The sequence below is a fragment of the Nitratireductor sp. ATLC21 genome (genome assembly GCF_057196525.1).
This window is the reverse complement of the sequence record NZ_JBXUOU010000002.1, coordinates 462,748-476,101: the sequence shown is the minus strand read 5'-3', so window position 1 is coordinate 476,101 and position 13,354 is coordinate 462,748. Positions and strand designations below refer to the sequence as shown.

Below are 13,354 nucleotides of genomic sequence, written 5' to 3'. Positions count from 1 at the left end.
GCCTGTCCGGCAGCTATTGCGACCGGATCGGAGCGAGAAGATCGAGCGGCAAATCGTTCGTCTGTCGCGAAGGCAGCCTCTTGTAGGTTTCGGTCGGTGCCGTCTCCGGCATGTTGAATTCCGCGCGCGCATAGGCCTCGGACTGCTTGGCACTCGTCAGGTTCATCGTCGAGAGCAGCGTCCCTGTTGCGGCGAGTATGCGATACTCGGCAAAACGCGCGGCGTACTGGGCTGTCTTGGACAGAACGTTGACGCTGAACCGCGTGTTCTGCGCGCCAAGCACATCAAGCAAAGACCGCTGGCCGACGACCAACTGCTCTCTATAAGAGTTGACAAGCTGCGCGTTGGTCTGGGCCTGAGCACGTAGTGTGCCTGCCAGATCTATCTGGCGCTGGCGCCGATCCCACGAAATACGAACCGCTTCCTCCACCTCGCGATAAGCCTGGTGGAGCACAAGACGCTGTTCGCTGGCACGGCGGATCTGCTCCTGCTCGTTGGCTACGTCGATGCCGCCGCGGTAGAGGTTCCACTTGGCGACGATGCGCGCCTGAAGATCATTGGTGCGCCCATCGGCACCGTCTATATCGTAACCGGCACGAGCGCGACCTTCCGCGCTGATCTCGGGCAGCATGTTGGAGCGGGCGGCATCGACCAGAGCGTCGGCCGCGTCGATATCGGCGTTGGCAACCTTGATGCGCGGATTGTTGGCGCGTGCGATGCCGATCGCCTTGTCGAGGGAGGATGGCAGGGCGGAGGCCACCGAGCCCGGCATGGATGGATTGGTAAGCGGTTTGCCCACAAGCTTGTAGAAGCGGATCTTCGCCGCCTCCAGTTCTTCTTCGGCTTCCTTCTGCCGCGCTTTTGCGGAGAGCATACGCTCCTGCGCCTGCTGCCTGTCGGCTTCCGTAAGAGCGCCGCCGGAAATCAGAGACCCGATATCCCCCAGCATCGACTGATGAAAGCCCACATTCTTCCGCGCTTCGTTTACGATTTCGACCTGCAGCAGATATTCCAGATACTCACGCACCACCTGCAGGGCGATGGTCTCGGACCGCTCCAGAACACGGAACGAAGCGGAGTCCACACGCGCTGCCTGACGCTCGAGTTCGGCCCGTCGCCCGCCACCATCAAACAGCTTCTGCGTTATCGACAATCCAATTTCGGCCGGATAAAGCGGGTCATCCTCAATACCCACGCCGCGTCTTGAGGGGTTGTCGAGCCGGCGCGCACCGACGGACGCTTCAAGATCGACGCTTGGCAGGAAAAGCCCTCGGGCCTGGCGCAATTCAAACTCGATTGCTTCGCGGTTTTCGATCGCCTGACCGATCTCAGGATTGGATTCGAGTGCCACCGCCATCGCTTCCTTCACCGAAAGCGCGTTCGCGCTGGTGGGGAACAGAACCGCACCGCCCATCAATGCAGCCGCGAGAATACTCAGTACACGTGATTTGTGTGTCATCACCCCCCCCTTTGCTTGCGCCTCCACAGGCACAACCAACGGACCTGTCCAGATTAAAATCCAGACCTTCAATATTATTTTATGCTAAGCTAACTCCCCTTGGCTGGCTATTATATACGCCACACCAATACCTCTTTAGGATTAGTTTAGTCGACTCATTTTGAGAAAATGTTGCCATTAAGCAACAAAAATTGAATTCTATTAAGCATTTCAACCATAAAATGTATAAAATATTGTCAGTTTTGCTGTCCTATCTCACTATAACCAGCGTTCCTATTTTGACATTGCTATAAAGTGTTATAACATCCTCGTTCGTCATTCGTATGCATCCTGAGGAAACTGCCCGACCAATTGTCCAGGGCTCGTCGGTGCCGTGAATGCGAAACAGTGTAGAACCGAGATAAAGGGCGCGCGCGCCAAGCGGGTTTTCAGGCCCTCCCTTCATCACAGAGGGGAGAATGCGGCCCTTAGCCGCCTCACGCCTGATCATCTCGATTGGCGGACGCCATTCCGGCCATTCCGCCTTTCTTGTAATGCGCTCCCTGCCGCGCCAGGCAAATCCTTCGCGCCCCACACCGATCCCGTAGCGCACCGCCGTTCCATCGCCGCGCAAGTGATACAACCGCCGCTCGGCCGTTTCTATTACAATGGAGCCTGGGGGAAGATCTTCCGAGAAAGGCACGACCGAAGGCTTTAGCGTGGCATCAGCCCAGGGCGCCTTGAAAGACAGAGATCGCTCGCGCCTGACCCACGTCCCGGTTGCCGGATCGAACTGGCGCACGGTGGTGGTTTGCGCATCCGCCGTGATCATCGGAAGCGAAGAAATCACCAAAATCAACGCACTTGCGACAAGTTGCAGTACGGCCCTGCGCAGGGTCCTGAGAGGCGCACGTTTCACCCTGATTGGCGAAGGTGAATTAATCCAGGTTATCGTTTTTTGCCATTTCAAACGTCTCTCCCTCGATCCGTATTGAGGTTGCGTCAGGTGCCGAGAGAGATCTGCTACGCCCATCCTCACAAACGAGGACAGGCCGTTCCGCGATCTCACAATTGATCTCCGTATAAAGATTCTCCAACGGCTTGCCTCGTGCGATGATCAGAGCATCGTTCCCCAATCTCAGGACATGCCCTTCATTGCGCCCTATGAAGGCCGAGACCCCGGCCGCCCCAAAAGTCCCAATGAAACCAGATCGGTCGGCTTCGCCAATGCGCTCCTTTGCAAGACCATGCCGTTTGGCCGACATCGCCCATGCATAACGTCTCAGAACGCCGACGCGCGAACCATAAAGCGCTGCGATGTCTTTGTGCATTTCGGCCGCGAACGGCATTGGCGCCTGGAACAACCTCGCGCCACGCTCATTGGCCAGCAAGAAATCGGTAGCAAGCAGAAACAAGCATCCGCACGCCATAAGCGATTTGAGTTTCATCGCCACCCCTTGGGCGGCCTTCGCACGAACGCACCGCCTCTGCTGCAAAAGCAGACCGGATTTCGGACTGGGCGGCCCGGGGCCAGCCCAGGCAATATGGGCTGCTTGCTTTGATCATTGTGCGGCTAAATAACCGGCCTGTCCAGTGCATCGGAAACAACCGGCTGGGCTGGTGGAAGCGAAGACGATCACTTCAGTCAGGACTATTCGTGACTGTGACCGTTCTCTTCCGTTTCCAATGCATTGAGCGCGCTCAACCGGAAGCCGCCGGCTTCGCCCTGGCGCGCTTTCTCGAGCTGCTCCGAAGCAATCCTCATCAGGCCACGAAACTCTATCTGGTCTTCGAAGATCACCCCGCCAATATCAAGTGCGAGTTCGACCGTTTCCCCCTGCGCAACAAAGGGGGCCTTTGCAACGGCATTGCGTATGCGCTCACCGACATCACGCGCCTGTTCCACTGTCGCGCCCGGCAAAAACACCCCGAATTCGTTTCCACTCAGGCGACCGACGACATCGCTGCGCCGCACATTGGCCCGGATCACCGATGCGATCTGGCGCATCGACTCCTCGCCGCAACTGAAGCCGTATTCTATGCTGATGTCGCGCGTATTCTCCGCTTCGACAATCAACAACGCACCGAAGGTTCGGCCCGCTTCGGACACCGTTGCAGCGCGACGCCGCTCCACCAAGGTGGTGAACATGTCGCCGTTGAAAACCTCAGTCGAAGGGTCATGAGCGGCAGCGAAGTTCCTTTCTCGCTTTACACGCCGCAGCTGTTCACTCACCAGACCGATATAAGCAAACAGAGGTGCGGCAATGAACAGAGGCAGCACCAACGCCGCAACCAGACTGCGCTGGTAGGGATTGATCTCGTCCCCGAAGAACAGGAGATAGTGGATACAAAAGGAAAGCCCCACTGCAGCGACGGTGCCAAGCAGCGTGAAGGCAATGAGCCATGTCCATCGCGGTTTGCGTTGCAAGAGCGACTTGTCCATATGCTTTCAACGCTCCCAGTGTGACTGAGTCGTTGATAACCGGCAAACTTCTAACAAAAGCTTCATTGAAAGATCGCGTTTTAACAATCAGGGGGCAAGCTGTGCCCCTACGAGGTCAGGCCTCCGGTACACTCTATCGTTTGACTTTCAGCGGAGTGGTGAGTCGAGCAATGGCCATCGAACGGTGATCGTTAAAATGCATTCTATATAGTTTGTTTGCCGGTTACGATTTTCTGCGCATCATCATTCAGATGCGGGGGCATCGAAAAAGGACCACCATGCCGACGAATTTTGCATCCGTACACGCTTATCTGGAAAAGGCGCAGGCGGAACTTACCGGCGCTGACTCGACAACCCAGCAGTTGCGAGAAGCGGTCGGGCTGCTGATGGATGCTGCTCTCAAAGCTGAGTATTCTGCAAAGCCCAAGTCGTGCGAAGTTATCCCCTTCCCACAGTCAGGCGCGCCTGGACCCAAGCGCACCTCAAACCACGGGTAGGACACGAGCAGCGCATCCTAGAGGAAATCTCATTCCGCTTCGCTGCAGATCCGGTCGCGGGCCTTCTCCGCCTCACGCGCAATCATTCTCGCACTTTCGCTGGCGCTTTCCACATGAATGGTCGTGCCGGCGTGGTCCAAAAAGACCAGAGCTACATCGGCTTCCGGGCCCACCATCACCGCCGCGATCCGTTGAAATTGCGGATCACCATCAAGTCTACGATTGAAGAGAACACTTCCACCCACATCATTCAGGGCGGCTAGAAGAGCGGTCTCGAAACCCTGCGCAATCAAGTCTGCAAGGTTCAGCAACAATTCCAGCTGGACCACCTCCAGCGACACTTCTTTCGACACTTCTACGCTACTCGAATCACTACACACGCTGAGAAGTTAGCCGGGGTATCAGAAGCCGGGCAACCAAGCCACGGGAACAGTTTGTGTCATAATGAAACATGACTCCATTGCGTTCTTTTCGCGCCCTCGCTTCCGGGCTCATACAGATTTCCACCCTCTTCTGAGAGAACTATCCTGCAATTCGGATACGCATAAGCAGCGGAAAATTATGTCTTGAAATCGATTACATTTGCCATACAATCGATTTCATTGGCGTGGCAGGGCACCTGCGGAGGACACGTCAACGGGAAGGAAACGCACGATCGGCAACGGAGCCTCGGCTGCCTGCGCCGCTGGTGTCTGTCATCAGGGAGGAACTCATGAAACGACTGGTAACTGTCGCCCTGGCCGCTGCTGCCCTTGCGGGTACCGCACTCTCGGCCATGGCTGAAGATTTCAAGATCGGGCTTTCGAACGGCTGGGTGGGCAGCGAGTGGCGCACCCAGATGATCGAGGAAGCCGAACAGGCCGCAGCCGCCTGGAAGGACAAAGGCGTGAATGTCGAAGTGGTTGCGCAGAGCGCCAATGTCGACGTGCCCGGCCAGATCGCCCATGTTCGCAACTTCATCAGCCAGGGCGTTGACGCGATCATCATCAACCCCAACAGCCCGACGGCCTTCGACCCCGTGTTCGCGCAGGCCAAGGAAGCCGGCATTCTGGTGATCGCCACCGATGCCGAAGTTTCTTCGCCGGACGCGATCTATGTGGGCATCGACCAGAAGGGCTGGGCGATGGAAAGCGCCAAATGGCTGGCCGAGACGCTGGAAGGAAAAGGCAAGGTGGTCGCCATCAACGGTGTCGCGGGTCACCCGGCAAATGAAATGCGTGTTGCCGGCTATCGCGAAGTGTTCGGCGAGCATGAGGGCATCGAGATCGTCAACGAAGTGAACGCCAACTGGGACCAGGCGCAGGGCCAGCAGGCGATGCAGAACCTGCTCGCCACCTATCCCGACATTGATGGCGTTTGGGTGCAGGACGGCATGGCCGCCGGCGCGTGGCGCTCCATCATGGATGCGGACAAGGCGGACGACATTGCCGCCACCGGCGAGATCCGCAAGGATTTCATCGATATCTGGACAGAGAACAATCTCAACTCCGGCGCTTCGGTGAACCCGCCCGGCGTGATGGCAAGCGCGCTCAATGTGGCTGTTCTCATGCTGCAGGGACGCGAGTTGAAGGAAGCGGCCACGGCCGGGCAGTACAACAACGCCATGTATCTGCCGATCCCCTTCATCAGCTCGGAAAACCTGGACGAAGTGGCCGCTTCGGTTGAAGGCAAGCCGGGCTACTATTCCTATACGAGCTCGCTTTCCATCGAAGATGCGGAAGCGCTGTTCAAGTAAGCCCGCTCCATGAATGCCGCGCCGGCAATGACTGGCGCGGCGCTCTCTTCGGGAAAATGTCATGACCAAGCTCAAGCTCAGCGGTGTAAGCAAGGCTTACGGCGCCACCCTGGCGCTACGCCGCGGCGACCTCGCACTCGACACGGGCGAAGTGCACGTGCTGATCGGCGCCAATGGCTCCGGCAAGAGCACGCTTTGCAAGATCGTGGCGGGCAGCGTGCGGCCCGATGCGGGCGAGGTGTTGCTCGACGGGCAAGCTGTGACCGTCAGTGGGCCGCGCGCGGCGCAGGCGCTGGGCATCGGCATTTTCTACCAGGAACTGAGTATGGCCGATCATCGCAGTGTGGCCGAAAACATCTGCCTACCGGACCTGCCGAAAAAGAATGGGTTTTTCGTTGATCGTGAGGGGCTGCTTGAGAAGGCTGGCCGCTACATTGCGCTGTTCGAGACGGTTGCAGGGGCTGACCTCAATGCTGAAGCCGCCGTCAGCGATCTGCGGGCGGATCAGCGGCAACTGGTCGAGATCATGAAGGCGCTGGCGACTGAAGCGCCGATCCTGATTTTCGACGAACCCACTTCCGCCCTCGACCGCGCGCAGGTGGATCGCTTTTTCGAAATTCTTCGCGACCTCAAAAGTGAGGGGCGCAGCATTGTGTTCATTTCCCATCGCATGGATGAGATCTTTGCCATCGGCGACCGTGTGACCGTAATCCGCGATGGCGAAACGGTGGGCACCGAAGCCATTGCAGACACAAGCCCCGAAGCGGTTATCCGCATGATGGTGGGCGAACAGGAAACGCTGGCCACGCCACAGGCGGCCCCACCGTCGCATGAGGCCTCCCACGAAATCGCACTGACAGTGGAGAAGCTCACAGGCTTGGGCTTCCGCGATGTGAGTTTTGCGGTGCGGCGCGGTGAAATCCTCGGGCTTGGCGGCCTGCATGGACAGGGGCAATCGGCGCTGCTCAAGGCGCTGTTCGGCGCACCGTCGGCGCGCGCGGGGCAGGTAGTGCTCAACGGGCAGCCACTTCGCACGGAAAGCCCGCGCGCGGCCATTGCGCAGGGCATCGCCTATGTTTCAGGAGACCGCGGGCGCGACGGTGTGATCAGCGGGCGACCGATTCTCGAGAATGTCACGCCCATTCACGCGCTGCGGAACAGGCTTGTGCTGGCGAGACCCGGGCCGCTCTCTGAAAAGGCGCTGCCGGCGCTGAAGGCGCTGAACACCAAATTCGCCGGGCTCTCCCATTCCATCGGTTCGCTGTCGGGCGGAAACCAGCAGAAGATCGTGATCGCCCGCTGGCTCATCGACAAGCCGGATATCCTCCTTCTCGACGACCCGACCAAGGGCATCGACCTTTCGGCCAAGGCGGACCTTTTCGCCCTGATCCGCAGGCTCGCCGAAGAAGGGCTCGCCATCCTTCTCTATTCCTCCGAAGACGCGGAGCTTCTGAACAATGCCGACCGGATTGTGGTCTTCAATGGCGGGGCGGTGAGCCGCGAACTGAGTGGCGCGGACCGCACCCGCTACAATCTCTACCAGGCAGCCTACGAGGCGGCATGACGATGACCAGCATTTCCAACCCAACCAGACAGGACAAGGGAGGCTTTCGGGCGCTGCTCGGGCGGTTTCCCTTCCTGCCTGCCCTTCTCATTCTCGTCGTGCTTCTGGTTCTAAACGGCATTTTTGAACCCAACAGCCTGAGCTTCCGCTCGCTCACCGGCCTGGTGCGCACCTATCTCGCGTTGATGCTTCTGGCCGTGGCGCAGACCTATGTGGTCTATGCCGCCGACATCGATCTCTCGGTCGGCGCCATCGCTTCGCTGGTCAATGTGACGATCATCGTGTTGATGCAGCATTGGGGTGGCGGCGGGCTTTCGGTTCTGGCCGCGCTCGGCGTGGGCGTTTTGGTCGGGCTTGCCTGCGGGCTGGTCAACGGTTTCGTGGTGGCTGCACTCCGGCTGCAGGCGATCGTCGCAACGTTTGCCACCAGCATCTTCTTCACCGGGCTGGCGCTCGTCATCCTGCCAGTGGCTGGCATGCCCGCGCCCACCGTTTTCTGGCGCACCTATGGCGGCACATTCTTCGGCATTCCGTTCGTCTTTTATGCGGCTGCGGCACTCGCCATCCTGCTTTACCTGCTTGCCCGCACCCGGCTTGCCACGCAGCTTCTGGCGGTGGGCGACGGGCAGCAGGCGGCGTTTCAGAGCGGGCTCCCCGTCACCGCGATCCGCATTGGCGGCTATGCGCTCTGCGGCGTGTTTGCAGCGCTTGCCGCCTTCTGCATCACCGGCGATACGGCAAGCGGCGACCCGCTCGTCGGCGCGAAAATGACGCTCTTCAGCGTGGCGGCCGTGGTGCTGGGCGGAAGCGCACTATCGGGCGGTTTCGGCACGGTTGCGGGTTCCGTTATTGCGGCCCTGATCATCGGGCTCATCAACTCATTGGTCTTCTTCGCCGGCACACCCTCGCACTGGCAGAACTTCGTACAGGGGCTGGCCATACTCGCGGCCCTGATGGTCGGCGTGCTCGTCAGCCGCAGGGGACGCGCATGAACCGGGCCATCGAAATCGCAAAAAATCCGCTTCTCATCGCGCTGGTTCTGATTGCCGCGCTGCTCTTCCTCGGCAACACGCTTTCGCCGGGCTTCGCCTCGGGCGGGCAGATCCTGCGGCTGCTCATCGTTGCTGCCCTTCTCGGCATTGTCGCCGCCGGCCAGAACCTCGTCATTCTGGGCGGGCGCGAAGGCATCGACCTTTCCGTCGGCGGCGTGGTTTCGCTTTCCGCCATCGTGGCCGGCAATGTGATGAACGGCATGGATGGCGGCATCCCGCTGGCCATTCTGGCCTGTGTTGCGACCGGCGCGCTCTTTGGCCTGTTCAACGGGCTCGGCGTGACGCTGTTGCGCATTCCGCCGCTGGTGATGACGCTCGGCATGCTGGGCGTCCTTCAGGGTCTGCTCGTTGTCATCCGCCAGGGCATTCCTTCGGGACGGGCCGCCCCTGCCCTTTCGGAATTCGTGACCCGGCCATTCCTCCTCGGTCTGCCCGGCATCATCTGGCTGTGGATAGGCGTTGGCCTGCTGATGGCCTTCATCCTCCACCGCACTGTGTTCGGCCAGCGCATCTATGCGATCGGCTCCAACGAGCAGGCTGCCTTCATGGCTGGTGTGCCGGTGCGGCACATACGCATTGCGCTCTTCATGCTCTCGGGCGTGTTTGCCGCCATTGCCGGGCTTTGCCTGCTTGGCTATTCCGGCTCCTCATTTGCCAATGTGGGGGAGCAATACATGTTGCCTTCGATCATTGCCGTGGTGTTTGGTGGCACGCCGCTTTCAGGCGGCAAGGGTGGCTACACCGGCACCATGGCAGGCGCTGTTCTGCTGGTGGTTCTGCAAAGCATCCTGACCACGATCAACATCGATGAATCCGGACGGCAGATGGTGTTTGGCGCCACACTTCTGGTGCTGATGCTGTTCTATGGCCGCGGGCGGGGGCTGCGCGCATGAACCGACGCCCCAAGATCAAGGATATCGCGAAGGCGCTGGGCGTTTCGCCGGCCACCGTGTCGCGCGCCCTTAGCGGCAGCGACCTCGTGACGAGTGAGACCCGTGCACGCGTTCGCAAGACGGCCGATGCGTTGAACTATCGCCCCAATGCAAGTGCGCGCAGCCTGCGCACCGCCCGCTCCATGGCGGTGCTGATGGTGGTGCGTGATGTGGGCAACCCGTTCTATCTCGACATTCTGAAAAGCGTGGAAGCAACGGCGCGTGCCGCCGGCTATTCCGTGCTGATGGGCAATACGGAAAACGACCCCGAGCGTGAGATCGAATACTTCGACATGCTGCGCGACGGCCATGCAGACGGCATGATCCTGATGACGGGAAAACTGCCGGAAGAGGACGGTCCGCGCAACAGATTGCCTCCCAACGCCCCCATCGTGGTGGCGCTCGAAACGATTGAGGGCTCTGGCTTTCCGCATGTGCAAATCGACAATGTCGCCGCAGCCTGCGAGGCGGTGGAACACCTGATCGGGCTTGGACACTGGCGGATCGCCCATATTTCCGGTCCCGTGCCGGAGGTGATGAGCCTTCGCCGCCAGGAGGGATACCGCCGTGCCATGCGCAATGCGGGGCTTGCCATTCCGGAGGGCTATGAACAGCGCGGCGACTATCTTCTCCACGGTGGCGCCCGCGCCTGCGAGGCGCTTTTCAATCTGCCCGAACCGCCCACGGCGATCTTCGTCTCGAACGACGAAATGGCCTTCGGCGCCATTCACCATCTGCGCGAAACGGGACGTGATGTGCCGGGCGACGTTTCTGTTGTCGGGTTTGACGATCTTTATCTGAGCGAAGCCTTCTATCCGCCCCTCACCACTGTCAGCCAGCCGCGCATCGATATCGGCCAGCAGGCGATGAGCATTCTTCTCAAAATGCTTTCCGGCGCTCTCGTGCCCGCAAAACCGGTGGTCTTGCCCGCAACGCTGCGCGTGCGCGGCACCACCGCACCACCCAAATCAGCTTGAAAGGGGAAACAACCATGTCCGCACAGCCAAGAAAACGCCTGCGCATCGGCCTTGTCGGCACGGGCTTCATCGCCGAATTTCACCTGCGCTCCATGGTGGCCGTGCGCCATGTGGACGTGACCGCCGTCTACAGCCGCAAGGCGGAAAACCGGGAACGCATTGTCAAACTGGTGGCCGAACTGGGCCTTGGCGAATGCAAGAGCCACGAAAGCCTTGTGTCCATGCTGCAGGCGGACGATGTGGACGCGATCTGGATCCTCTCGCCCAATGACACGCGCGTGGACACCATGCGCACCATCCATGACGAGGTGGTGGCCGGACGCAGCAAGGTGTTTGCCGTGGCCTGCGAAAAGCCACTCGCGCGGACAGTGGCCGATGCACGCGAAATGCTGCGGCTGGCCGAAGCCGCCAAGCTGAACCATGGCTATCTGGAAAATCAGGTTTTTGCGACGCCCGTTCTGCGCGGCAAGGAGATCATCTGGCGGCGCGCCGCTTCCACGACCGGCCGGCCCTATCTGGCACGCGCGGCGGAAGAGCATTCCGGCCCGCATGAGCCCTGGTTCTGGCAGGGCGACAAGCAGGGCGGCGGCGTGCTGCTCGACATGATGTGCCACAGCGTCGAGGTGGCGCGCCATCTCCTGACAGAACCGGGCAAGAAGCGCGATTCGTTGAAACTCAAGGCGGTGCAGGGCAATGTGGCCAATCTGAAATGGACACGGCCGCGCTATGTGGAAGATCTCAAAAAGCGGTTCGGGCCTGAAGTGGATTACGCGAACCGGCCCTCGGAAGATTTCGCGCGTGGCAATGTGATGCTGGAGGACGAGGACGGCAACGAGCTGATGATCGAGGCGAGCACGTCCTGGGCTTATGTGGGGGCAGGGCTGCGCATCCAGCTTGAGCTGCTTGGGCCTGAATATGCGATGGAGTTCAACTCGCTTGGAACCGGGCTCAAGATCTTCATGTCCCGTGAGGTGACCGGCGAAGAGGGCGAGGATCTGGTTGAGAAGCAGAACGCCGAGCAGGGACTGATGCCGGTGCTGGAAGATGAAGCCGGGGTCTATGGCTATACGGATGAAAACCGGCACATGGTCGAGTGCTTCCGCAAGGGCGAAGAGCCGCTTGAGACCTTTGCTGACGGAGTCGCCGTGATGGAAATTCTCATGGGTCTGTACCTCTCCTCGGAAACCGGGAACACGGTGCGCTTCCCAAATCCCGATCTGGAGAACTACGTGCCCGTGGTGGCGCGCCGGTAAGGCTGTGCTTTGTTCACCGGCTGGAAACGAGACCAGCCGGTGAACCGCTTTTCGTGTCACGACTGACAGCGGCGAAAGGCCGGGTTGCCAGGACCCGTCCATGGGACCGCGCCCCGCTTCGACCCGTTCTCGTCTCCGATGTCTCCCATGTTCTGAAGGCTGGTGCCATAATGCCCCATGGGCGTTGAGCCTATTGCTTTCCCCCTGTGATCGGTATCTGTGGGCGAACACAGATCACCCATATCCATGAGCCGGGTATCGGGTCACCGTAGAAGAGAGTGCTCGAACGACCGGTTTGCCCTGCATGAGAACAGGGAGCCGCGTCGGACGATGGAACCGCGTGAGGGGGAAGATGAGCCAGACATCCGACATCATTATCATCGGCGGCGGCATTGCCGGTATCGGCGCCGGCGCTCGCATGGCTGCGGACGCTCGAGTCACGGTTCTGGAAGCGGAGGAAGCCATTGGATACCATTCCACTGGCCGTTCGGCTGCGATCTTCATCCGCAACTATGGCAATGCCACACTGCGTGCCCTTAACGCCGCTTCTGAACCCCTCTTCATGCAACCGGAAGGTATCTCCGAAGACAGCCTGCTCACACCGCGCGGCCTTCTATACGTCGCGCTGGAAGAACATCTGGGGGATCTGGAGGCGATTCTGGAAGGTGCAACCGGCATGGAGCGTCTCAACGCCGATGAAGCGGTTGCCCGTGTTCCGATATTGAAACGTGACACCATCGCCGCAGCCGCGATCGAGCCGGGCGCTCAGGACATCGATGTCGACCGCCTTTTGCAGGGCTTTGCCAGAATGCTGCGCCATCGCGGTGGTGCCATTGTCAACAAGGCGCCCGTGACCGCTATTTCACGCGAAAACGGCACCTGGACGCTGGATACGCCGCAGGGCTCCTTCTCCGCGCCCGTCATCGTAAACGCAGCCGGTGCCTGGGCAGACGAGGTTGCGAGGCTGGCGGGTGTCCAACCTCTGGGCCTGACGCCGATGCGCCGCTCCGCCGTGATCCTGCCTGCACCTGACGGGCATGACGTGACAGGCTGGCCGCTTTTTGCCTGTGCCGGCGAAGGCTGGTACGCCAAACCGGATGCCGGCAAGCTGATGGTCTCGCCGGCGGACGAAGACCCGTCCGAACCCTTCGATGCCTGGCCCGACGACATGGTGCTGGCCGAAGGGCTGCACCGTTTCGAGCAGGCTGTGACCGTGCCCGTCACACGCATCGAGCGAAGCTGGGCGGGGCTGCGCAGCTTCTTCCCCGACCGCACGCCCGCTGTCGGCTTCGCGCCGGACGCGGAAGGCTTCTTCTGGCTCGCCGGCCAGGGAGGCTATGGCGTGCAGACCTCGCCCGCCCTCTCTGCGCTGGCTGCCGATCTTTGTGCGGGGCGCACTTCTGCCTTGCCCGATACCGTGGTGCAGGCCCTTGCACCGAACCGTCTCATCAAGTCCTGAAAGG

General features: G+C 60.3%; 13 protein-coding genes. 8 read left to right on the top strand and 5 right to left on the bottom strand.

The genetic code is table 11. The features are described from left to right. Positions 1-13: 13 nt before the first annotated feature. The 4 genes from AC2CHD_RS09940 to AC2CHD_RS09925 all read right to left on the bottom strand — a co-directional run bounded on the left by AC2CHD_RS09940 (position 14) and on the right by AC2CHD_RS09925 (position 3,881). Positions 14-1,414, bottom strand: a complete 1,401-nt coding sequence (locus AC2CHD_RS09940) for a TolC family outer membrane protein (RefSeq protein WP_484554224.1) — start codon at positions 1,412-1,414, stop codon at positions 14-16. A gap of 295 nt (positions 1,415-1,709) precedes the next feature. Next, a complete protein-coding gene (locus AC2CHD_RS09935) occupies positions 1,710-2,288 on the bottom strand; it encodes a L,D-transpeptidase (protein WP_484553544.1) in 579 nt (192 codons plus the stop codon). Positions 2,289-2,376: 88 nt separating this feature from the next. Continuing rightward, positions 2,377-2,892, bottom strand: a complete 516-nt coding sequence (locus AC2CHD_RS09930; RefSeq protein ID WP_484553543.1) for a hypothetical protein — start codon at positions 2,890-2,892, stop codon at positions 2,377-2,379. A gap of 197 nt (positions 2,893-3,089) precedes the next feature. Beyond that, entirely contained in the window at positions 3,090-3,881 is a 792-nt protein-coding gene (locus AC2CHD_RS09925; protein WP_484553542.1) for a GGDEF domain-containing protein, read from the bottom strand. 278 nt (positions 3,882-4,159) lie between these two features. Between AC2CHD_RS09925 and AC2CHD_RS09920 the strand changes: the two genes are divergently transcribed. After that, complete coding sequence (locus tag AC2CHD_RS09920; RefSeq protein WP_484553541.1) at positions 4,160-4,378, top strand: hypothetical protein; 219 nt, start codon at positions 4,160-4,162, stop codon at positions 4,376-4,378. A 29-nt stretch (positions 4,379-4,407) separates the two neighbouring features. On the opposite strand, the gene AC2CHD_RS09915 is transcribed toward AC2CHD_RS09920, so the two are convergent. Next, positions 4,408-4,731, bottom strand: a complete 324-nt coding sequence (locus tag AC2CHD_RS09915; protein WP_484553540.1) for a hypothetical protein — start codon at positions 4,729-4,731, stop codon at positions 4,408-4,410. Between the two features lie 359 nt (positions 4,732-5,090). Here AC2CHD_RS09915 and AC2CHD_RS09910 point away from each other — a divergent pair, with 359 nt between their 5' ends. The 7 genes from AC2CHD_RS09910 (at position 5,091) to AC2CHD_RS09880 (ending at position 13,350) form a co-directional block, all read left to right on the top strand. Next, on the top strand, positions 5,091-6,113 hold the full coding sequence (locus tag AC2CHD_RS09910; protein WP_484553539.1) for a substrate-binding domain-containing protein: 1,023 nt from the start codon (positions 5,091-5,093) through the stop codon (positions 6,111-6,113). 61 nt (positions 6,114-6,174) lie between these two features. Beyond that, positions 6,175-7,677, top strand: a complete 1,503-nt coding sequence (locus AC2CHD_RS09905) for a sugar ABC transporter ATP-binding protein (RefSeq protein WP_484553538.1) — start codon at positions 6,175-6,177, stop codon at positions 7,675-7,677. 2 nt (positions 7,678-7,679) lie between these two features. Beyond that, positions 7,680-8,669 carry an ABC transporter permease gene (locus AC2CHD_RS09900; protein WP_484554223.1) on the top strand — a complete coding sequence of 330 codons (990 nt, stop codon included), beginning with the start codon at positions 7,680-7,682 and terminating at the stop codon, positions 8,667-8,669. Continuing rightward, positions 8,666-9,622 carry an ABC transporter permease gene (locus tag AC2CHD_RS09895; protein WP_484553537.1) on the top strand — a complete coding sequence of 319 codons (957 nt, stop codon included), beginning with the start codon at positions 8,666-8,668 and terminating at the stop codon, positions 9,620-9,622. Before AC2CHD_RS09900 ends, AC2CHD_RS09895 begins: the two co-directional genes overlap by 4 nt. Continuing rightward, the gene (locus tag AC2CHD_RS09890; RefSeq protein ID WP_484553536.1) at positions 9,619-10,638 is read left to right on the top strand and encodes a LacI family DNA-binding transcriptional regulator; all 1,020 of its coding nucleotides are present in this window, start codon (positions 9,619-9,621) and stop codon (positions 10,636-10,638) included. Before AC2CHD_RS09895 ends, AC2CHD_RS09890 begins: the two co-directional genes overlap by 4 nt. A 14-nt stretch (positions 10,639-10,652) precedes the next feature. Beyond that, positions 10,653-11,891 carry a Gfo/Idh/MocA family protein gene (locus AC2CHD_RS09885; RefSeq protein WP_229450588.1) on the top strand — a complete coding sequence of 413 codons (1,239 nt, stop codon included), beginning with the start codon at positions 10,653-10,655 and terminating at the stop codon, positions 11,889-11,891. Between the two features lie 352 nt (positions 11,892-12,243). Further along, positions 12,244-13,350 (top strand): NAD(P)/FAD-dependent oxidoreductase, encoded by a 1,107-nt coding sequence (locus AC2CHD_RS09880; RefSeq protein WP_484553535.1) that lies wholly within the window; start codon positions 12,244-12,246, stop codon positions 13,348-13,350. The last annotated feature ends 4 nt before the right edge of the window (positions 13,351-13,354 follow it).

Bases quoted from the DNA above. Each gene is read 5' to 3' on its own strand.
- AC2CHD_RS09940 (WP_484554224.1), bottom strand. From the start codon at position 1,414: ATGGGCGGTGCGGTTCTGTTCCCCACCAGCGCGAACGCGCTTTCGGTG.
- AC2CHD_RS09925 (WP_484553542.1), bottom strand. From the start codon at position 3,881: ATGGACAAGTCGCTCTTGCAACGCAAACCGCGATGGACATGGCTCATT.
- AC2CHD_RS09920 (WP_484553541.1), top strand. From the start codon at position 4,160: ATGCCGACGAATTTTGCATCCGTACACGCTTATCTGGAAAAGGCGCAG.
- AC2CHD_RS09910 (WP_484553539.1), top strand. From the start codon at position 5,091: ATGAAACGACTGGTAACTGTCGCCCTGGCCGCTGCTGCCCTTGCGGGT.
- AC2CHD_RS09905 (WP_484553538.1), top strand. From the start codon at position 6,175: ATGACCAAGCTCAAGCTCAGCGGTGTAAGCAAGGCTTACGGCGCCACC.
- AC2CHD_RS09900 (WP_484554223.1), top strand. From the start codon at position 7,680: ATGACCAGCATTTCCAACCCAACCAGACAGGACAAGGGAGGCTTTCGG.
- AC2CHD_RS09895 (WP_484553537.1), top strand. From the start codon at position 8,666: ATGAACCGGGCCATCGAAATCGCAAAAAATCCGCTTCTCATCGCGCTG.
- AC2CHD_RS09890 (WP_484553536.1), top strand. From the start codon at position 9,619: ATGAACCGACGCCCCAAGATCAAGGATATCGCGAAGGCGCTGGGCGTT.
- AC2CHD_RS09885 (WP_229450588.1), top strand. From the start codon at position 10,653: ATGTCCGCACAGCCAAGAAAACGCCTGCGCATCGGCCTTGTCGGCACG.
- AC2CHD_RS09880 (WP_484553535.1), top strand. From the start codon at position 12,244: ATGAGCCAGACATCCGACATCATTATCATCGGCGGCGGCATTGCCGGT.